15 protein-coding genes and 1 pseudogene are annotated in these 20,727 nt (G+C 60.1%); 10 read left to right on the forward strand and 6 right to left on the reverse strand.

Annotated elements, in window-relative coordinates; genetic code table 11:
• Positions 1-48: 48 nt before the first annotated feature.
• Positions 49-492, forward strand: a complete 444-nt coding sequence (locus H3L94_RS11425) for a VOC family protein (protein ID WP_182122084.1) — start codon at positions 49-51, stop codon at positions 490-492.
• A gap of 110 nt (positions 493-602) precedes the next feature.
• On the opposite strand, the gene thiC is transcribed toward H3L94_RS11425, so the two are convergent.
• Together thiC and yccS are read right to left on the reverse strand one after the other, a co-directional pair.
• Positions 603-2,477: a phosphomethylpyrimidine synthase ThiC gene (thiC, locus tag H3L94_RS11430; RefSeq protein ID WP_244958767.1), complete on the reverse strand. Its 1,875-nt coding sequence runs from the start codon at positions 2,475-2,477 to the stop codon at positions 603-605.
• Between the two features lie 194 nt (positions 2,478-2,671).
• A complete protein-coding gene (gene yccS / locus H3L94_RS11435) occupies positions 2,672-4,861 on the reverse strand; it encodes a YccS family putative transporter (RefSeq protein WP_182122085.1) in 2,190 nt (729 codons plus the stop codon).
• 401 nt (positions 4,862-5,262) lie between these two features.
• Here yccS and H3L94_RS11440 point away from each other — a divergent pair, with 401 nt between their 5' ends.
• A complete protein-coding gene (locus H3L94_RS11440; RefSeq protein ID WP_182122086.1) occupies positions 5,263-7,101 on the forward strand; it encodes an ABC transporter ATP-binding protein in 1,839 nt (612 codons plus the stop codon).
• 131 nt (positions 7,102-7,232) lie between these two features.
• On the opposite strand, the gene H3L94_RS11445 is transcribed toward H3L94_RS11440, so the two are convergent.
• Positions 7,233-8,165, reverse strand: a complete 933-nt coding sequence (locus H3L94_RS11445; protein WP_244958768.1) for a LysR family transcriptional regulator — start codon at positions 8,163-8,165, stop codon at positions 7,233-7,235.
• 148 nt (positions 8,166-8,313) lie between these two features.
• Here H3L94_RS11445 and maiA point away from each other — a divergent pair, with 148 nt between their 5' ends.
• The 3 genes and pseudogenes from maiA to H3L94_RS13105 all read left to right on the forward strand — a co-directional run.
• Positions 8,314-8,952 (forward strand): maleylacetoacetate isomerase, encoded by a 639-nt coding sequence (maiA, locus tag H3L94_RS11450; protein WP_182122087.1) that lies wholly within the window; start codon positions 8,314-8,316, stop codon positions 8,950-8,952.
• Positions 8,953-9,310: 358 nt separating this feature from the next.
• Positions 9,311-11,326 carry a DUF1963 domain-containing protein gene (locus H3L94_RS11455; RefSeq protein WP_182122088.1) on the forward strand — a complete coding sequence of 672 codons (2,016 nt, stop codon included), beginning with the start codon at positions 9,311-9,313 and terminating at the stop codon, positions 11,324-11,326.
• 52 nt (positions 11,327-11,378) lie between these two features.
• Positions 11,379-11,645: pseudogene (locus tag H3L94_RS13105) on the forward strand (hypothetical protein); the annotation flags it as partial.
• Between the two features lie 112 nt (positions 11,646-11,757).
• On the opposite strand, the gene H3L94_RS11460 reads toward H3L94_RS13105, so the two are convergent.
• Positions 11,758-12,396, reverse strand: coding sequence for a c-type cytochrome (locus H3L94_RS11460; protein ID WP_009120081.1), 639 nt, complete (start codon positions 12,394-12,396; stop codon positions 11,758-11,760).
• 133 nt (positions 12,397-12,529) lie between these two features.
• Between H3L94_RS11460 and yihA the strand changes: the two genes are divergently transcribed.
• The 4 genes from yihA (at position 12,530) to H3L94_RS11480 (ending at position 17,219) form a co-directional block, all read left to right on the forward strand.
• A complete protein-coding gene (yihA, locus tag H3L94_RS11465; RefSeq protein WP_182122089.1) occupies positions 12,530-13,186 on the forward strand; it encodes a ribosome biogenesis GTP-binding protein YihA/YsxC in 657 nt (218 codons plus the stop codon).
• 34 nt (positions 13,187-13,220) lie between these two features.
• Positions 13,221-14,234: a helix-turn-helix transcriptional regulator gene (locus tag H3L94_RS11470; RefSeq protein ID WP_182122090.1), complete on the forward strand. Its 1,014-nt coding sequence runs from the start codon at positions 13,221-13,223 to the stop codon at positions 14,232-14,234.
• Between the two features lie 367 nt (positions 14,235-14,601).
• Entirely contained in the window at positions 14,602-15,726 is a 1,125-nt protein-coding gene (locus tag H3L94_RS11475) for a class II histone deacetylase (RefSeq protein WP_182122091.1), read from the forward strand.
• A 20-nt stretch (positions 15,727-15,746) separates the two neighbouring features.
• Complete coding sequence (locus H3L94_RS11480; RefSeq protein WP_182122092.1) at positions 15,747-17,219, forward strand: Na+/H+ antiporter NhaC family protein; 1,473 nt, start codon at positions 15,747-15,749, stop codon at positions 17,217-17,219.
• A gap of 125 nt (positions 17,220-17,344) precedes the next feature.
• Here the strand turns inward: H3L94_RS11480 and H3L94_RS11485 are convergent, their stop codons facing one another.
• Positions 17,345-18,967, reverse strand: a complete 1,623-nt coding sequence (locus H3L94_RS11485; RefSeq protein ID WP_182122093.1) for a 5-guanidino-2-oxopentanoate decarboxylase — start codon at positions 18,965-18,967, stop codon at positions 17,345-17,347.
• Positions 18,968-19,042: 75 nt separating this feature from the next.
• Here H3L94_RS11485 and H3L94_RS11490 point away from each other — a divergent pair, with 75 nt between their 5' ends.
• Positions 19,043-19,294, forward strand: a complete 252-nt coding sequence (locus H3L94_RS11490) for a hypothetical protein (RefSeq protein WP_182122094.1) — start codon at positions 19,043-19,045, stop codon at positions 19,292-19,294.
• 20 nt (positions 19,295-19,314) lie between these two features.
• Here H3L94_RS11490 and H3L94_RS11495 read toward each other — a convergent pair whose 3' ends face one another.
• Positions 19,315-20,721, reverse strand: coding sequence for a YjiH family protein (locus tag H3L94_RS11495; RefSeq protein ID WP_182122095.1), 1,407 nt, complete (start codon positions 20,719-20,721; stop codon positions 19,315-19,317).
• Positions 20,722-20,727: the final 6 nt, after the last annotated feature.

A 20,727-nucleotide genomic window follows, 5' to 3' on the forward strand; every position in this document is an offset into this window, starting at 1 on the left:
GGGCGATCTTCATCCGCGCCAATAGCGCATTCACGCAAGGAGAACCCCATGCAACTCAGCCCCTATCTTTATTTCAACGGCAACTGCGCCGAGGCCATGACCTTCTACGCCGAACTGCTCGGCGCCGAAGCACAACTCATGCGTTATGCCGAGATGCCGCCGGAGCCGGACATGGCGCCGCTGTCCGAGGCCGATAAAAGCAAAGTGGCGAACAGCGCTCTGACGAAAGACGGCAAACTCTTGTTCTCTGCCAGCGACAGCCTGCCCGCCTTTTGCAGCGAAGGCGGCTTTCAGCCCATGCAGGGTTTTCAGGTAGCCATAGATGTGGACACCCTGGCCGAGGGCGAGCGCATCTTCAACGCGCTGGCCGCAGGCGGGCAGGTGCGCATGCCGTTTGCCGAAACCTTCTGGGCCAAAGGCTTTGGCATCGTCACCGACCGCTTCGGCACCCCATGGATGGTGAATGCCGAACTGCAAGGCGAATCAGCCTGAGGGATCATTCAGCCACTCGGCTTTAAAAAACAGGCTACCTGAAAACAAGCCACGCGAATTTCTGCGTCGCTAACGTTTTCAGGTAGCCTGTTGGCTGTTCGGCAGCCGTTTTAGCTGTAAATCTTGGCGCCGGTTTTCACAAACTCAATCGCTTTTTCTGCCATACCTTTTTGTGCGGCGGCGTAGTCGCGCACTTCCTGCGTGATTTTCATCGAGCAGAATTTGGGGCCGCACATCGAGCAGAAGTGGGCGATTTTCGCGCCTTCGGCCGGCAGGGTGGCGTCGTGGTAGCTTTCGGCGCGTTCGGGGTCGAGGCCGAGGCGGAATTGGTCGCGCCAGCGGAATTCAAAGCGGGCTTTGGATAAGGCGTTGTCGCGCAACTGTGCGCCCGGCCAGCCTTTGGCCAAGTCGGCGGCGTGGGCGGCCAACTTGTAGGTGATGATGCCGGTGCGCACGTCTTCTTTGTCGGGCAGACCCAAATGCTCTTTCGGGGTGACGTAACACAGCATGGCCGTGCCGTACCAGCCGATATTGGCCGCGCCGATGCCGGAAGTGATGTGGTCGTAGCCGGGGGCGATGTCGGTGACCAAGGGACCGAGCGTGTAGAACGGCGCTTCAAAGCAGTGTTGCAGCTCTTCGGTCATGTTTTGTTTCACACGTTGCAGCGGCACATGGCCGGGGCCTTCGATCATCACTTGCACGTCGTGCTGCCACGCTTTGGCGGTCAGTTCGCCCAGCGTGTGCAGTTCGCCGAACTGGGCGGCATCGTTGGAATCGGCCACGCAACCGGGACGCAGGCCGTCGCCGAGGCTGAACGACACGTCGTAAGCCTTCATGATTTCGCAGATTTCGTCGAAATGGGTGTAGAGGAAGTTTTCCTGATGGTGGGCCAAACACCATTTCGCCATAATCGAGCCGCCGCGCGACACGATGCCAGTGATGCGCTCGGCCGTCAGCGGCACATAGCGCAGCAGCACGCCGGCATGGATGGTGAAATAATCCACGCCCTGTTCGGCCTGCTCGATTAAGGTGTCGCGGAACAAACCCCACGTTAAATCTTCGGCGATGCCGCCGGTTTTTTCTAGCGCCTGGTAAATCGGCACGGTGCCGATGGGCACGGGCGCGTTGCGGATAATCCATTCTCGCGTTTCGTGAATGTGCGCGCCGGTGGACAAATCCATGATCGTGTCGGCACCCCAGCGCAGCGACCACACCATTTTTTCCACTTCTTCGGTGAGCGAGGAAGTCACGGCGGAATTACCCAAATTGCCGTTGATTTTGACGCGGAAATTGCGGCCGATGATCATCGGTTCCAATTCGGGGTGGTTGATATTGGCAGGGATAATCGCGCGGCCGGCGGCCACTTCGCTGCGCACAAACTCGGGCGTGATTTGGTCGGGATGGGTGGGCAGGTTCGCGCCGAAGGCTTCGCCGGGGTGCTGCTTGATGATTTTGGCGTAACGCGGGTCGCGCCAGATTTCTTCCATTTTCATGCGCTCGCGCAGGGCGACAAACTCCATCTCCGGCGTGATGATGCCTTGGCGGGCATAGTGCATTTGGGTCACGTTTTTGCCGGCTTTGGCACGGTGCGGTTGGGTGATTTGGTTGAAACGCAGGTGGGCGGTTTTGGGGTCGTGGGCGCGTTCGAGACCGTATTCGCTGGATAAACCGGGCAGGATTTCGGTGTCGCAGCGCTCGGCTATCCAAGCGCTGCGCACGTCGGGCAGGCCTTGTTTGAGGTCGATTTTGGCCGAGGGATCGCCGTACACGCCGCTGGTGTCGTACACCGGAATCGGCGGGTTGGGCTCGCGGCCTTGGTCGGTGACGGTATCGTCTTGGGCGATTTCGCGCAGCGGCACGCGGATGTCGGCGCGGCTGCCTTGCAAATAGACTTTGGTGGAATTGGGATAGGCAAACTGGATGCCCAAATCGTGGGAAAGCTGCTCAAGTTGGCTGGCTTCGTTGCCGGTGGTTTTGGTGGCCATAAAAATGCTCCTGTCGGTGGGTAACGGAAACAGGAGCCGGGGCGGGGGAAGCAGCCTGAAGCATCAGGCTACCTGAAAGAATCCTTGGCAAAACTCCCCACGCAAGCATTATCTTGATCGGGTGTAAGAGCAGGCAGGCCGCTCTAAGGGTGACTCTCAGCCGCGGGTAACGGCACCCCTGTTTCGTGGCGGGATTAAAGCATGCTATCGGAACGGGGTAAAGGATTTTGTGGCGGGCTTTCGGTGCGGCCGGCATCGTGCAACGCCTGATAGGCGGTAGGCAGCAGGCGGGCGATGCGGTTGAGCTGCTGCCAAAGAATGCTGTTTTGGCGTTCGTCGTCTGCCGGCCGCAGGGCAAGCAAACTTCCGCGCAGGGCTTCGGCCTGCCCGGCAAAGTCTTCCGGCGGCAGTTCGGGCAGGCGGCGCAGCAGGGCGGCGGTTTGAGCGGCGGCGCGGAAAAAATCGGGCAGGAAAGTTTCGTCGCGGCTGTCGGCCGGCATTTGGCTGCGGTAGGCGCCGAGGGCGGAAATATAGCCGATAAGGGCGTAGTTGGTTTTCAGCAGAATGAAGCCGTTTTGCAGTTGGTCGCCGTATTTGGCCGGCTCGCCCGACATATCGGACAGGGTGCTGCTCAGCTGGGCGGCGTGTTCGTGTGCGCGACGGCGGACGCTGCGGTAGGCCACGTCGTCGGCCCCGCCGTGGCGCAGCTGGTCGAGAATGCTGTTCAGGTAGCCTGCGCTGCTGCGCAAGGCCTGTGCGCCGGTGCGCTCCAAGCCCAGATAATGCCAATCGGGCCACAGAAAAGACACCGCCAGCCAAGAAATGCCGGCACCGATCACGGTGTCGAGCAGGCGCAGCGGGAGGGCTTCGGCCACATCCAGCCCGGCAATACTGAAGCTGACCACGGCCTGAATGGTGATGAAAAAGGTGGAGTAGCTGTATTTATTGGTGCGGAAAAAGAAAAACAGCGTGCTGGACACCACCACCACCGCCAACCGGGTTTCCAGAGAAGGCGTGAAATAGGGCACCAAAGAGCCCACTAATACGCCCGCCAAGGTGCCGACCACCCGCTGCTTGAGGCGGGATTTGGTGGCCGAATAGTTGGGCTGGCACACAAACACCGCAGTGAGCAGAATCCAATAGCCCAAAGGCAGATGCAGACTTTCAATCAGCGCGATGCACACCGACACCACCATGGCCAAACGCACGGCATGGCGGAACACCGGCGATTCGAGACTCAGGTGCGCCGCCACGGTGCGCCCCACCGAGCGCCAGCCGCGTACGTCTTCGCCGGCAATGCGGTTGCGCTCGCTGTTGTCGCCGTATTCGGCATCCACGTCGGCATTGCCCAAATGGGTGAGCTGGTAGTTCACGCTTTGCAGATTGTCCAACAACCGGTGCAGGCCGTGCTCGCTGCGGCTGTCGGGATGGCGTTCCATATGCAGGCGCAGCGACTGGCGCACGCCGGCCATCACGCGCTCCAGCCTTTGGGTGTCGGGCAACGGCCCGTCGCGGCGCAGGCTGTGGGCCACATCGCGGCAGGTTTGCGCCTGCCATTCGAGCAGCCGCTGGATGCGGAAAATCAAGTCGCTGTGGCGCAGATTTTCCACAAAACTGTGGTACTCCACATGGCTGGAACTGATTCGTTCGTGAATGTCTTGGGCGGCGAAATAATAATGCAGCATGCGCGTGGTGCGCGGATGGCGGTGTTGGCCGCGCAGGCGGTAAAACAGGGCGCTGCGCACTAGGTTGAACGCGGCCACCACCTTGGCGTTTTGCATGGCCAAGGCAATCTGCTGCTGCTCCAGCGTTTCCGTTTCGTCGGGGTCGAAAAACACCGATTTGGCATCCAGATACGCGGCCAGCGCGGTATAGGCCGAAGCCATGCTGTTTTGCACCGGACGGTGCGGAAACAGCAGGTGCAGCAGCAAAGTGGAGGCGCTGTAGAGCAGGGTGCCGCACAGAATCAGCAGCGGATTGACATACCACACCGTCTGCTCGTGGTGGGTCAGCACGGTATAGAGCGCCACCACCAGCGTGCCGAAGGCGATGGTGCGGTAGCGCAGGCCGATGGCACCGGCGAGGGTGAACACAAAGGTCAGCCCCGTCATCACCGCGCCGAACAGCCAGGGATGGCCGAAGGTCAACTGCACCGCCAAAGACGACACGGTAAACGCGGCCACGGTGATGACCACGTTTTTGATGCGGCCGGTGAGCCGGTTGTCCAAATCCACCAAACCGCCGGCGATGATGCCCAACACCAGCGGCATATTCAGCTGCGGCTGCTGCCAATACCACACCGCCCACGCCGCCACGCTGACGCTGAAAAACAGCGGCAAAGTAGACAAGACGCGGGCGGAAAGCCATCGGTTACGCAGCGGCATGGAAGAATCGACAAAAAGCAAGACACAAGAGACAATCGGCAGGCACGCCATTATAGCGCAGAAGGCCGTGCGCGCAGACAGGCAGGCTGAGACCTTTGCACCTCCTCCAGATGTGGATGCCGTTCAAGGCGTAGCAGCGCAGCAAACGTGAACGTCAGGAATCCCTGTGGGACAGACATATCATACAGATAGGCAAGTGAGCGAGCAGTACCCATAGGGCATAAACGCACAACGCAGAAATGTGCCGCAGATGGAGGTTTTGCAAAGGTCTCAGGCTTTCGCGGCAGAAAATTCTGATTGGTCCTGCTGACGTGCGCTACACTATATGCCCATCTTTCAGGTAGCCTGCCGCCGGATGCCGCAGGCTACCTGAAAACCCTTCAAACAGAAGAAATGCCAATATGTTGAAACGTCTGTTCAGTTGGTTGGAAAACCGCATCGATCCTTATCCCGATACCGCTCCCGTCACCCCGGAGAAAGGTTTGTGGCGCTTTATCTGGAGCAATTTGGCCGGCCTGCGCGGCTGGCTGCTGGCGCTGGCCGTGCTCTCGGCCGGCATCGGCATCACCGAAGCCCTGCTGTTTCAGTTTATGGGCGTGCTGGTGGATTGGGTCAACCAATATCCGCCGGCCGAGTTGTGGCGGGAAAAAGGCAGCCTGCTCATCGGCATGGCGGCGGTGTTGCTGCTCAGCATCGGCTGGCGTCTGCTGGCCTCCGGCATACAGCTGCAAACCTTGCAGGGTGCATTTCCGATGCGCCTGCGCTGGAACTTTCACCGCCTGATGCTCGGCCAGAGCCTAGGGTTTTACCAAAACGAATTTTCCGGCCGAGTGTCGGCCAAAGTGATGCAGACCGCATTGGCGGTGCGTGACACGGTGATGACGCTGTCGGACATGGTGGTGTATGTGACGGTGTATTTTGTCAGCTCCGGCGTGATTCTGTTTGCGCTCGACGGCTGGTTGCTGCTGCCGTTTCTGCTGTGGATGGCGGCGTTTGCCACCGTGATGCGGCTGCTGATTCCGCGCCTGTCGAAAACTGCGCAGCGGCAAGCGGATGCGCGCTCGCTGATGACCGGCCGCATCACCGACGCCTATGCCAACATCACCACGGTGAAGCTGTTTTCCCACGGCGCGCGCGAAGCGGCCTATGCCAAAGAATCGATGCAGGAATTCCTGGGCACCGTGCACGCGCAGATGCGGCTGGCCACCCTGCTGTCGGTAAGCAGCTATGCGGTGAATGTGTCGCTGATTTTGGGCACCGCCGCTTTGGGGCTGTGGCTGTGGCATCAGGGGCAGGTGAGCGCCGGCGCGATTGCGGTGGCGATTACCATGGCTTTGCGCATCAACGGCTTGTCGCAATGGATTATGTGGGAGTCGGCCCGCCTGTTTGAAAACATCGGCACGGTCAACGACGGCATGAACACTTTGTCCAAGCCGCAAACCATTCTCGACCACCCGCAAGCCCTGCCTTTGCAGGTGTCGCGCGGCGAGATTTGTTTTGACAACCTCGATTTCGCCTATGAAGCGGGCAAACCGTTGCTGGAGGGCTTCAACCTGCGCATCCGACCGGGCGAAAAAGTGGGTCTGATCGGCCGCAGCGGCGCCGGAAAATCGACCATCATCAATTTGCTGCTGCGCTTTTACGAGCCGCAAAGCGGACGCATCTGCATCGACGGGCAAAACATCCATCAAGTTACCCAGGAAAGTCTGCGTGCGCAAATCGGCTTGGTCACCCAAGACACCAGCCTGCTGCACCGCTCGGTGCGCGACAACATTGTGTACGGCCGCCCGCAGGCCAGCGAAGCGGACATGATCCGGGCCGCCGAACGGGCGGAAGCCGCCGGTTTTATCCCGCAGCTGCAAGACGCCAAAGGGCGCACCGGCTACGACGCCCATGTGGGCGAGCGCGGGGTGAAACTTTCCGGCGGCCAGCGCCAGCGCATTGCGATTGCCCGCGTGATGCTGAAAGACGCGCCGATTCTGCTGCTGGACGAAGCCACCAGCGCGCTGGATTCGGAAGTGGAGGCGGCGATACAGGACAGTTTGGACAAGATGATGGCCGACAAAACCGTGATCGCCATCGCCCACCGCCTCTCCACCATCGCCGCCATGGACCGGCTGATCGTGCTTGACCACGGGCGGATTGTGGAGGAAGGCAGCCACAGCGAACTGCTGGCGAAAAACGGCCTGTATGCCAAATTGTGGGCGCACCAAAGCGGCGGTTTTCTTCCCGATCGCTAAGGCAAACTGGCCACTCGTTTGCAGCTGCTTTTTGCCAAAAATCGCCTTTTTGTAGCGAGTGTTGCGTTTTCAGGTAGCCTTAAGGCTACCTGAAAACGCATTGGCGGCCTGAAACCTGAGACCTTGATTGCTTACTGCCCGACCGTTTCGCCGCAGGCCGACCATTCGGCGGTTTGCTGCCGCAGACTGCGGCACAGAAAATCGTGGAAGTGCTCCGCGGCCGGCGAGAGGGCACGGTTTTTGCGGCGGTAGAGGCAGAACGAGCGGGTGAGCACGGGTGCGCACATGGGCCGCATCTGCAAGCCGTATTGACGGATGCGGTTGGCGGCAAACGGCAGACACAATGTGAGACCGAGGCCGGCATGCACCATGCTGACGGCAGTGGAGAGCAGATTGACGCGGTGGGCCGCATTGTTGATGACGGGGCCGATGTCGCCGCCCAATTCGGCGGCCAGCAAGTCGGAAAACGGGCCGTTGAGGGTAATCAGGGTTTCGCCGACCAAAGCCTGCCAAGGCACTGTTTGATGCCGCGCCAGCGGGTGTGCGTCCGGCAACACCAAATAAAACGGCAGCGAAAACAGCCGCTCGGCTTGGATGTCGCTGCTGTTTTCGCGCTCAGGCCCGATGCCGAAATCCACTTCGCCGGTGCGCACGCTGTCGAGCACCCGCTCCACCGGACAATCTTCCAGCCCCACGCGGATGTCGCCGTGTTCGGCAGCAAAGCCGGCCATCACCGCGGGCATCAGCGAAGAGGCCAGCTGTTGCGAAACGGCAATCTTGACCGCGCCCCGGTGCAGGTCTTTCAGGTAGCCGATTTCGGTGAGCATGGCGTCCACATCGTGCACGATGCGGCTGGCCATCGGATAAATCTGCGCACCCATGGCGGAGAGGGAAAGCTGGCGGGTGGTGCGGTCGAACAGGCGCACGTCGAGGTGGTTTTCCAGCTCCTTAATCAGCCCGCTGAGGGCGGATTGGGTCAGATGCAGCGATTCGGCCGCTTGGGTGAAGCTGCCGGTTTGGGTAACGGCAATAAAAGCACGCAGTTGGCGCAAGGTGATGTGCATGGTCGGTTCCTTTCGGTGCCCAGCATAGCGGCGGTGCGGCCATTTATCAATCTTGCCGATGAATACCGCCCAAAAAACTGTTTTACCGATAAGTGTATTTCTGCTGAAATAGCAGCGCTTCCCCCGCATCAACGAAGGCTACCTGAATATGGATACGCTCTACACCTATTTCCGCAGCTCTGCCGCCTACCGCGTGCGGATTGCCTTGGCGCTGAAAAACCTCACTTACCGCAGCGTGCCTGTCCACCTGCTCAACCAAGGCGGCGAACAGCGGCTGCCCGCCTATACCGCCCTCAATCCGCAACAGCTGGTGCCGGCTTGGCAGACCGCAGACGGCGCCGTGTTGGCACAGTCGCTGGCCATCATCGAATACTTGGAAGAAACCCACCCCGAGCCGCCCCTGCTGCCGGACGACCCGCTGCAACGCGCCCGCGTGCGCGCCTTCGCCCAGCACATCGCCTGCGACATCCATCCGCTAAACAATACGCGCGTGCTGCAATACCTCGTGCAACAGGGTTGGGACGACGCACACAAACAGGCTTGGTACGCACATTGGGTGCACAAAGGTTTTACCGCCTTGGAAGCCTCGCTCAGCGACAGCGGCGCCTACTGCTTCGGCGACACGCCCACGCTGGCCGATTGTTGTCTGATTCCCCAGGTGTATAACGCCCGCCGTTTCCAAATCGACTTATCCGCCTATCCCCGCATCTGCCGCATTGCCGAAACCGCCGCCCGGCACCCCGCCTTTATCCAGGCCGCCCCCGAACAGCAGTCGGATGCGCCTTAAGGTACGCCCTCATTGAACTGGAGGCTACCTGAAAAGCCGCTTGGCCTGCACCAGACACAATCCAACAGGCTGAGACGGGATCACCGCCCGTCCGCGCACAAATAAAAACCAGAGCGCCCACCTTGGCCAACGGCCCTGCAGAAAACAACACAATATTCTGCGGGGCCGTTGGGCTTTCTGCACCGGGAAACCGCCGCCGGCATGGCCCATACAGACAGAACGATACTCGAAGCGCTCCGGTGAAAATTCGCTATTTGCTCCAGCATCAATGGCATAATGGCCTCCACCTCAGTCAGCCAACTGCATCATTTCCCACCAAAACAGACTGAACAATAGGAAATAAACACCGGAGAAAACCATGCTCGAGCACCTGCAAGCCCATTTGCCCGCCGATTTTATCGCCAAGTTGGTGCAACACGCCCGCCCCGTGCTCTCGCTCACACTCACCCGTGCCACAGACGATTTGCCGCTCACCGCCTCGCGCATCGGCGGCTTCGGTTATTGGCCGGCAAACCAGCCCTATCCGGAGAATGAAAACGGACAGCCGTTGTCGCTGCTGGCGCAATTCAATTTGGGCGAATTGCCGCCGCATCCCGATTTGCCGCACGAAGGCATACTGGCGTTTTATATCAATCCCTTCCACTGGAATTACGGCATGGATGAGGCAAGCGGCTATCGCGCCGTCTATTTTGCCGACGCCACCGCGCCCTCGCTTTCCCGCGAGCAGCAGCGCGAGCTTTTCCCAGCGCACGCCTTTCCCGAAGCGGGAGAAGAAACGCTTTCCGAAGAACAACTTGCTTTTCAGGCGCGCTGGTGCGAAGAACCGGTACAGATGCTTGCCGAATGGCTGACGCGCCATGAGCAAGCGGTGACCAAAGGCGGCGATGCCAAGCTCACCCGCCTGTGGCAAAAAGAAAAAGCGGCGCTGCCTGCGCTCGCCGACATCGTGCGCACCATCAACGAAGCAGAAGACGGTGCCCCGGCCGATTGGTCCGCCATTACCTATGCGCTTGAGGAAGTGCTGCCGCAAACCGCGGAATATGTGGCGACTCGTCTCACCGATCATCCCGCCAGCATGTATTGGACGCTTGCAGAAAGCGAGATGGACGAAGCGGAGATTGAACACAGCGTGCACGTGCACCAGGTGCTGACCCGGCAAATGCTCACCACCGGCGATTTGCGCTGGCGGCAATACTGGCAGCACGATCCGCGCGCAGTGCTGGAAGTCGATTGGCAAATGCAGCAGGAATTGATTGATTTTTATGGCAATGACAAACTCGCCGCCCTGTGGCGCGAGGCCTTGCCCGCGTTGCGAGCCAATATCGATGCCATCGTCGCCGAAGCGCAGACCGCGCGGGTGATGAGCGCCGCTGATCTCGATCAGGTGCTGGAAGGGCATATCGACACCCTGATGCAGCATATGCGCCAGACCTTTGCCGAAGCCGATTTCGCCCGCCAGCAAGAGATTATGGCGCGGGAGCAGCAGATGCTCGCCGAGCGCATGGAGCGCCTGACCACCCGTTTCGCGGCGCAAGGCTTTGTTGCCGAAGGCGAAGCCCCGGCCAGCGCGCTGGATGCCGTGCGCAATTTTGATCAGGTGTATGAGCTGGGCGAAGATGCGCATCCGCTGGCGTCGGTGGGGGAATTATTGAAACAATTTTCCGCGTTTGAAGAAGCCTTCGACTTGGCAGAAGAAGATGAGGAGGCAGAAGTTGCGGCGCTTTTGACAGGCTACCTGAAAGAAAACGATGCCTTTGTGGCGGCAGAGCAGGATGGCGAACTGGCGCACTTATGGGCGGAAGAACGCGCGCAACTTCTCGCCGAGCCCCCGCAAAGCAAAGCGGCGCTGCTGGTGCAGATCAGCAGCGGCAGCCGCAGCTATTTGCATCTGGCACAACAGGGCAAAGTCAATCCGGCAGCGCAGGCCATTGCCCGCGAAATCAACGCGGATGTCATGGGTTGGGACAACGCTCCGCCGCAATGGTATCACCCGGTGGCGGGCGAATACGCGGTGCAGGCCACACTTGCCGAACACTATCCGTTTGCCGAACATGATGAATTTACTGCCATCTTCGGCCAATCGTTCTATGACTGGGCACAGGGGCTGGCACTCAGTGAGGCGGCAAAACGCCATTTCGTCGAGGTCGCCCTGCAAAACGAAAGCCATCTCATGGGCTATCCCTATTTCATCCAAGACGACCCGCGTGCAGGCAAAGACGATGTGCTCCTGTTCCAGCTCGACAGCCAGGAAGTGGACGGCGAATACGGCAGCGTGATGTGGGGCGACGGCGGCATCGGCCGGTTCTTCATCGCCCGCGAGGATTTGGCCGCGCGGCGCTTTGATCAAGCCTGGCTGCATTGGGATGCTTATTGATTCGACGACCGGCAAACACGCCAAGTTGATGTTTGAGGCTGAGGCCTTGGTAAAAACAGAGCTAGTCATCCGAACGATAATGGAGATTTGGCAGCCCAGATCACAGACAGAAGGCGCCATGCCGTTTCGTCAACTTTTCAATACTGTGAAGCCGCACCGCAGCCTGAAGTAGGAGATATCCTTTGAGCTATTACAGGCTTATTTTTATCAACCTGTGGGTGTCAGTAACGTAGTTGGTTTCTACACCTGCCCTTACCGATGCTCTGCAACAGGAAACAACAAAGGTTTCAGGCTACCTGAAAACAGACAACGCCAGTAGCGGCTGAGCCGAAAAGTTTTCAGGTAGCCTGGGCTCTTTGCCAAACCGAAAAAAAGCATACAAAAACCGCCGTATCCGCATAAGCCGGATACGGCGGTTTGGGCATCAGGGTTTAGTGCAAACCTTGGATAAAATTGCCGACGGCCTGCATTTCTTCCGGTGTCATGCGTTTGGCGATGTCCACCATGATGGCGTTGGTGCGGCGGCCGCTTTGATAGGCGTTGAGTTGATCCACCACATAAGAGGTGTGCTGGCCGGCCAGGCGCGGGTAGGCCACGGTGCCGTCTTGCGCTTTCGCATTGCCCGGAATACCGGCGCCGCTGGGGCCGTGGCAAGACATACAGGCCGGCAGGCCTTTCTGAGCCAAACCGCCGCGGTAGATGCGGGCGCCCAGCTCGGGGTTTTCTTTCGGGTTGGCCTCGCCGGATTTCGGCAGCTGGGTGGCAAAGTAGGCGGCCACGTTGGCGATGTCCTGCTCACTCAGGTTTTCCACCAGCGGGCGCATGGTCACAGCGGCGCCGGTATTGCGGCTGCCGTCTTTGATGGCCAAAGTTTGCTGTACGGTATAGGCGGGGTGTTGCGCCGCCAAGCGCGGATACATGGCGATCGAGGTGTTGCCGTCCGCACCATGGCAGGCGGCGCACACGGTTTCGGCAATTTCTTTGCCTTTGGCGATGTCGGCTGCCTGCGGGGCGGCCAGAGCGAAACCGGAAGCGGCCAGCGCCAAGCCCAACAAGGTAGTACGTTTCATTAAAATGCTCCTAAAATCAGGGCGTTGATTCTTGACTCCGCCCCCAATACTCTATGAATCGGGCCTGCCCGATTTAAACCGATATTTTCATAAACGTGGTATTCTATACCAAATTTCACAAATTGTTCCAGCCATGACGCTTTTTCAAAACGCAAAATTCTATACCACCGTCAATCATTTAAAAGACCTGCCCGACACGCCGGCGGAAATCGCTTTCGTCGGCCGCAGCAATGCGGGCAAATCCAGCGCCATCAACACGCTGACCAATCACACGCGTCTGGCTTTTGTTTCCAAAACCCCGGGGCGCACCCAGCACATCAACTTTTTCGAGCTGCCCAACGGCGGCTTTATGGTGGACCTGCCCGGTTACGGCTACGCCCAAGTGCCGGAAGCCATACGCACCCATTGGGTAAAGCTGCTGGGCGACTATTTGCAAACCCGCAGCCAGCTGATCGGCTTGATTCTGATCATGGACGCGCGCCATCCTTTGAAAGAGCTGGATGTGCGTATGCTGGATTTTTTCGCCCTCACCGGCCGGCCGGTGCACATCTTGCTGTCGAAAGCGGACAAATTATCCAAGAATGAGCAAATGAAAACTTTGTCTGCCGTCAAGAAAGCGTTAAAACCCTTTACCGAACAGCAAGAAGTAGGCGTGCAGCTGTTTTCCAGCCTGAAAAAACAAGGCATTGAAGAAGTGGATGCCGTGGTGCGCCAGTGGTTTGAAAGCCACACTGCTGCCAACACCGCCGCAGACGATGCTGCCACCTCAGAGCCGCCGCAGGCTACCTGAAAGCCCGACACCGCCCAAGCAATAAGGAGCGCCCATGCCCGATTGGCACTGCCTGGCCGACAGCCAAGCCCACCTGCTCGCCGGTTACGGTTCGGGCCAGCCCACCAGCGCCAGCGCGCTGGAAGGCTTGGCCGAGCTGCTGGGCGAGGGGCCGCAGGCGGCGCAGTTGCGCTCGGCGGTGGCCGCTTATCAGGCGCAAAACCCGCTTTACCGCGAACTCAATTACATCAGCCGCGATTTGGAAGAATACTGCTTTTTGCAGTGCGTGGCCGCCGGCGACGCCGCCGAATGGGGCTGCCGCTTGGGCCGCCACCTGCATTTCTCCTATTACGGCCTGTTGGGTTATTTGATGCTGCTCAGCGCCGATTTGGGCACTGCGCTGGCCACCGCGCTGCAGTTTCCGCTGCAACTGGGCAGCTATTTCGGCATCCGCCTGCTGCATTGCGCCGACAGCGGCCAGGCGCAGCTGCGCTTTGAACACTACCGCGGCCGCCCCGAGCTGTTCCGCTTCCATCTGCGCCTGTGCGCCGAAGCCTACCGCCAAATCATCGCCACCCTGGGCGCGGTGGACGGCAGCGCCTTTGCCACCCAGTACCGCGACCAGGGTGGCGAGGCCGACGCCCTGTGCTTTAGCGCCGAATTATTGGCGCTGCCGCTGCCCTATGCCCAAAGCAGCGTGTTTGCACAAACCCTGCGCGAATGCCGCGCCCTCGAACAGCAAATCGGCGCCCTCTTGATGCAGCCCTTGGTGCTGAAGGTGCGCACCCTGATGGCCGGCGATTTGAAGCGCTACAGCGCCATGCCGGCGGTGGCGGCCGAATTGCACATGACCGAGCGCACCCTGCACCGCCACCTGCGCAAATGCGGCACCGCCTTCCAAACCCTGCTCGACGACATTCGCCTGCACGAAGCGGTGGCGCTGCTGCACGACCGCCGGCACAATCTGGCGCAGATTGCCGACGCCTTGGGCTTTGCCGACCCCGCCGCCTTCAAGCACGCCTTCAAACGCTGGACCGGCAGCAGCCCCGCCGCCTGGTACGGCCGTTAGAAGCGGTGCCAACCGGCGTATATAGTTTTCAGATAGCCCGATAGTCGGATATCGACATCCGACTCCACTCAATATTTCCAGCGCCACTTTTGCCGGATATCGGTTTCGTCGGTCGGATTCTGGAATCCGACAGCATCAACCTTTTATTTTCCGCCCCGCCCGCGTATTGGTCGGGCCGCTCTCCCGCTTCTCCTTCTGCTTTATTGCTGCACCGCAGCAGGCTACCTGAAAGCCTGAATGGCCGGTTTTGTCTGCAAAAACCGCAAATCTGTCCGAATATATCCTCTTGCCGACACGGGTTTTGTTTTAAAAATAAAGCGGCTGACATCAGCGCCCGTCCATAACAAAATCACACAGGAGAAACGCCATGCGCGAAACCGCCTTTGTCTGGCACGAGCTGTATATGTGGCACGACACGTCCACCTACGCCGGCCTCTACCGCCCCGGCCTTACCGTACAGCCCTTGCAACACTACGAATCGCCCGAACCCAAGCGCCGCATCCGCAATCTGCTGGAGGTGTCCGGCCTGCTAGACCAATTGCAGCGCGTGGCGCCGGCGGATGCCGAAGATGCCGACCTGCTGCGGGTGCACACCGCCGACTATCTGGCCAAAACCGAGGCCGCGCGCGGCCAAAACGGCCTGGCCGACGCCGAATCGCCTTTCGGCGCCGCTTCGATTGACATTGCCCGCAAAGCCGCCGGCGGCGCCATCAGCGCGGTGAAAGCGGTGCTGGCCGGCCAAGCCGACAATGCCTATGCGCTGATCCGTCCGCCCGGCCACCATGCCGAGCCGGATGCCGGCGGCGGTTTCTGCATTTTCTCCAATGCCGCGGTGGCCGCCGCCTGGGCGCTGGACAACGGCTGCGAACGCGTGGCCATCATCGACTGGGACGTGCACCATGGCAACGGCACCGAATCCTGTTTTTGGGAAGAAGGCCGCGTGCTGGCGATTTCCCTGCACCAAGACAACTGGTTCCCGCAAAACCGCGGCGCGCACACCGATGTCGGCGCCGGCGCCGGCTTGGGCAAAAACATGAATCTGCCGCTGATGCCCGGCTGCGGCCACGGCGCTTATGTGTATGCGTTTGAACAGATTGTGCTGCCGGCGCTGGAAGCCTTCCGCCCCGATTTGATCATGGTGGCCTGCGGTTTCGATTCCAGCATCGAAGACCCGCTGGGGCGCATGATGCTGCATGCCGACAGCTACCGCACCCTCACGCAGATGGTGCTGGATGCCGCCGAGCGCTTGTGCGGCGGGCGGGTGGTGTTCACCCACGAGGGCGGCTACAACCCGGCCACCACGCCCTTCCTCGGCCTGGCGGTGGTGGAAACCCTGAGCGGGCGCGACACCGGCATCAGCGATCCCTCGCTGCCGGCGCATCTGGCCGCCGCCGGTCAGGATTTGCAGCCGCAGCAGCGCGCGCACATCGACGCACTGCGCGCCTTCTTCCAGCAACAGCCCGGCTGCCCGCTGGCTGCTGAGGCTACCTGAAAACGGAAAGGAGGCATGCCATGTGGTTTATTCCCAAATCCCATCCGGAAATCAACAACCGTGTGCTGCTGATCAGCATGGTGCTGGTGGCCGTGGCGCTGTGGCTGGGCAACGGTTACAGCGTCACCTTGGCCGACGGCAAAACCGCCTACGGTGTGTTCAGCCTGCTGCCGATTGCCTGCGTGCTCGGCTTTGCGCTGGTGAGCCGCCGCACGCTGGAGCCGCTGTTTTTCGGCGCCATGGTCGGGCTGATGCTGATCAACCCCAACCCCAAAGTGCTGATTGAAAGCCTGATGGCCAGCAGCCTCAAGGTAATGGCCGGGCCGGTCATGGGCTGGATTCTGCTGTTGTGCGTGCTGATGGGCGGCCTGATCATGTGGCTGCAAAAATCGGGCGCCACCGACGCCTTCAGCCGCCTGATCGGCCGCGTGGCGCGCACCCGCAGCCACAGCCTGATTGCCGCCTGGCTGTTGGGTTTGCTGATTTTCATCGACGACTACCTCAGCTCGCTCACCGTCGGCGCCACCATGCGCCGGCTCACCGACCGCCTGGGCGTGTCGCGCGCCATGCTCTCCTATGTGGCCGACGCCACCGCCGCACCGGTGTGCCTGCTGGTGCCGATTTCCACCTGGGGCATTTATCTGGCCGGCCTGCTGGAAAGCAACCATGTGGCCGAAGCCGGCAGCGGCATGGCCTACTATATGCAGGTGATCCCCTATGTGCTCTATGCCTGGGTGGCGATTTTGGTGGTGCCGCTGGTGGCTTTCGACATTCTCAAGCCCGGCGCCGCCATGCGCCAGGCCGAGGCACGGGCCGCCGAACGCCGCGATCAGGGCCTGGCCGAGCAGGCGCCGGTTGAAGAAAGCTACGGCGGCCGCAGCCACATCATGTATTTCCTGCTGCCGATTGTGGTGCTGGTATTGGGCACTTGGTGGTTTGGCGACACCCTGCTCGGCGCCATGGCCGCGGTGCTGTTTACCGCCGCGCTGTACCGCTTTTTGCAGCTGGCCGGCCTGCCGCAGTTGTTCAACGACTTTATGGAAGGCATGCTCAGCATGGTGACGCCGGTGGCCATCATCTTCGCCGCCTTTGTGCTGCAAGACGTGAACGAACAGCTGGGGCTGGCGCCGTGGCTGATTGAAAACGTCAAGCCTTATCTCAATGCGCAATGGCTGCCGGTGATCACCTTTGTGCTGCTCTCGGCGCTCACCTTCACCACCGGCTCGTTCTGGGGCATTTACGCCATCGCCTTCCCCATCATCGTGCCGCTGGCGGTGGCGCTGGACGCCAATCTGCCGCTCACCCTCGGCGCGCTGATTTCCGCCGGCGGCTTCGGCAGCCAAGCCTGCTTCTTCGGAGATTCCACCGTGCTGTCGGCCCGCAGCTGCGAAATCACGCCGATGGAACACGCCCTCACCCAATGGCGCTACGTCTGGGTGTCGGCCCTGATTGCCGCCGTGCTGTTTGCCCTGGGCGGTTGGCTGTGGGGCTAAGTAGGCGTTGGAGAACCGGAAAGGCTACCTGAAAAGCCCAAACCCTTCTCTGTTTTCCGCAGCGAAACCCCCTGCTGTGGGCTGAATAAGCCGGCAGCAGGGGGTTTCGCACTCAGATAAAACGGTTAACGGTCTGCGTCAAAATCGTCTTCAACGATTTCAATCAAGGTCGGCCGGTTAGGAGCGGCTTGACGCAAAGCTGCTCCCAGCTCGGCCAGATTACTAACTCTGGCGCTCTGGCAGCCGAATCCGCGTGCCAGGGTTTGGAAATCGGGCGTATAGATGTCCACCCCGATTTCGGGCAAGCCTTCCCGGCGCATATAGCGTTTGATTTCGCCATAGCCGTGATTGTTCCACAGCAAAACCACAATGCCGATGCCCGCCTCTACGGCCGACGCCAGCTCGGGCAGGGTAAACTGAATGCCGCCGTCGCCGATCAGGCACACCACCGGGCGGTGGGGTGCCGCCAATTTGGCCCCGGAAGCGGCCGGCAAGGCATAACCCAAGGTGCCGTAACCCGTGGAGGCGTTAAACCAAGCACGGGGCGTATCCGGCTCGTACAAATGGTTGCCGGAGTAGACGGGCTGGGTAGAGTCGCCCACCACAATCACGCCCGGTAAAGTTTGCTGCACTTGCGCCAAGACGGCAGCCTGCTTCAACCAGGCCGGCGGCCAATACGCCGCCAGCGCTTCGCGAACCGCCGCCGCCCGTTGGGCGCCTTGGCGAGAAATGGGAGCGGCCGCCATCATATCGGCCAAGCGGCTGACGGCATCGGCCGCATCGCCCACAATGGCCAGGTCGGCAAGATGGTTGCGCTGCAGCTGCTCGGCATCGATATCGATGCGGATCAGGCGGCCGCCCAACTGGAAGTTGCCGTCGAACACCACGTCGTAATCGGTTTCGCCCAGTTCGGTGCCGATGGCCAGCACCACATCGGCCTGTGCCGCCAGTTCGCGCACGGCCGGCAGCGACTGATTACTGCCCAATTGCAAGGGATGCCCGTTCGGCAATAGGCCTTTGGCATTGATGGTGCAACACACCGGTGCGTCCCAAGCTTCCGCCAAGGCCTGTACCCGCGCAGGATCGGCGCGTGCGCAACCGCCGCCCAACAACAGCAGCGGCCGTACGGCATGGCGCATCCATGCACCCGCTTGCGCCAAGGCCTCCTCCGGGGCACAGGGTTTGTCCGGCAATGCCGCAGCCCGCACCGAGGGTTCGCCGAAGGGCGCATCGATGATATCAATCGGAATCTCTATGTGTACCGGCCGGGGACGGCTGCTGTTGAACACCGAAAAAGCGCGGGCCAATACTTTGGGCAGGTCTTGCGGCCGCATGAGGGTATGACTGAAGGCAGCCACACCGGCCACCATCTCACTTTGGTTTTTCAACTCGTGCAGGCGGCCTTCGCCCAAACCCAACTGATGGGTTTTGTTGACGCTCGAAATCACCAGCATCGGCACGGAGTCGGCATACGCCTGCCCCATGGCAGTGAGAATATTGGTCATGCCGGGGCCGGTGATGATGAAACAGACGCCGGGTTTGCCGCTGACGCGGGCATAGCCGTCGGCCATAAAGCCGGCGCCCTGCTCGTGACGGGGCGTGATGTGGCGGATAGCGGTTTGCGGCAAACCCCGATAAAGCGAAACGGTGTGGACGCCGGGAATGCCGAAAACGGTATCGATGCCGTAAGCGGCCAACAGATGAACCAAAGCTTCGCCGCAAGTGGCATGAGGGGGAAGTAAAGACATAGCGTATTCCAGTAGTGGCGGCGCGCCACGCCTTTGCAGGCAGCACACCGCAGTGAAACAAGCGCCGGCGGGGGCGTGTGGTCAGAAAATGTGGCGGCAGTTTTGCGCATGCCACAGCTGCCGGGCCGAAAAGACGGCACACGGGCTATTGCCCGCCAATACCGACGTTATGAAAGACCTGAAACAGGCCCAGGGTTTTCAGGTAGCCTGTTCTTTCCGCTGACCCTGGTTATCATGGACGATAAGTATTTTGATGGGTTAAAACGGTGGCGCCCCCTTGCGGCGCACAGCCAAGCCATCACCGTGCGCCGCAAACCAAGCAGCTGATCTGCAGCGCACAAGGGTACTCAAAACACAACCCAATGCGCCATCAGTACGATGATGGGCAAGGTAATCAGGGTTCGCAGCAGAAAAACGGCAAACAGCTCCAAGATATTCAAGCCCAAGCGCGCTTTGAGTATCAAGGCGCCGACTTCGGTCATGTAAATCACTTGGGTAAGCGACAAACAGGCAATCACAAAACGGGTCAGTTCGCTTTCAATGCCCTTACCCAACACCGCCGGCAAAAACATATCGGCAAAACCAACCAATACCGCGGGAGCCGCTTTGGCGGCCTCGGGAAGATGCAGCCACTCCAAAAACGGCACCAACGGGGCGGACAGCACGCTAAACACAGGCGTGTATTCCGACAAGGCCAAAGCCAACGTGCCGATGGCGAAGACGACCGGCAACAGGCCCAGATAAACGTCGGCCAATACCTGAATGCTGTTGCCCAATGCCTTGAGCGGCCCCGGCATGGCATGGGCACGACGCACCGCTTGGTCAAGCGCCCAAGCATGGGTATTGCCCGCAGGTGCACCGGTTTCCAGCAGCTGCTTGCCGTTTTTCGGATGGTACACATCTTTTTTCAAGCTCAGGGGCGGGATGCGCGGCATGATGACTGCAGCAGCCAGGCCGGCCACCAAAACCGTCAGATAAAAAGGCACGAACAAATGGGAAATGCCAATGAAATCGGATACCAAAAGGCTGAAGGCCACCGAAGCCAGCGAGAAGCTGGTGGCAATGACGGCCGCTTCGCGTTGGCTGTAAAAGCCTTTTTCATACTGCTGGGAGGTAATCAACACCCCGATGGTGCCGGATCCGAGCCAAGAAGCGGTGGCATCAATCGCCGCGCGGCCGGGCAGACGGAACACTTTCTGAAAAGGCTTGCGCAGCAAGGTGCCCACATACTCCATCAAACCGTAATCCACCAGAAACGGCAGCAACAGCACAGCGAAGAAAAAGAAAGGAATCAGCACGGGATTCAGATCGTTGAGAATCACGCTGCCCGTGTTTTTGCCGATCACCCATTCCGGCCCGGTCTGGGTATAAATCATGACGATGAATACCGCACCCAAAATCCTGAGCAGCAGCCACAACCAGTTGACCCGGAAAATGGCGGCGAATGTTGTATCGGCACGGCTCCATTGCGGCTTGAGCAGCGCCACCCACAAAGTGAGCAATGCAGAGGCCACCACCACGCATACGGCGGTCAGCGGCAGATAGGGCTTCACCACTTCACGCACCGCATCGGCAATAATGCCCAAGCCAATCGTCCATTTGCCGCCCCAATACAGCGGGGTCAGAAACATGAGCACGCCGATGAGGGAAAACACAATAAATTTGGCAGTGGCTTGTCTGCGCTGCGCCAGCGGAATGGTTGGCGGCGGTGGCGTTTCATGGATGAAGGGTTCCTGGGAAGCATTGAGTTTCATGAGGTT

Source organism: Neisseria shayeganii (assembly GCF_014054965.1).
Taxonomy (GTDB): Bacteria; Pseudomonadota; Gammaproteobacteria; order Burkholderiales; family Neisseriaceae; genus Eikenella; species Eikenella shayeganii.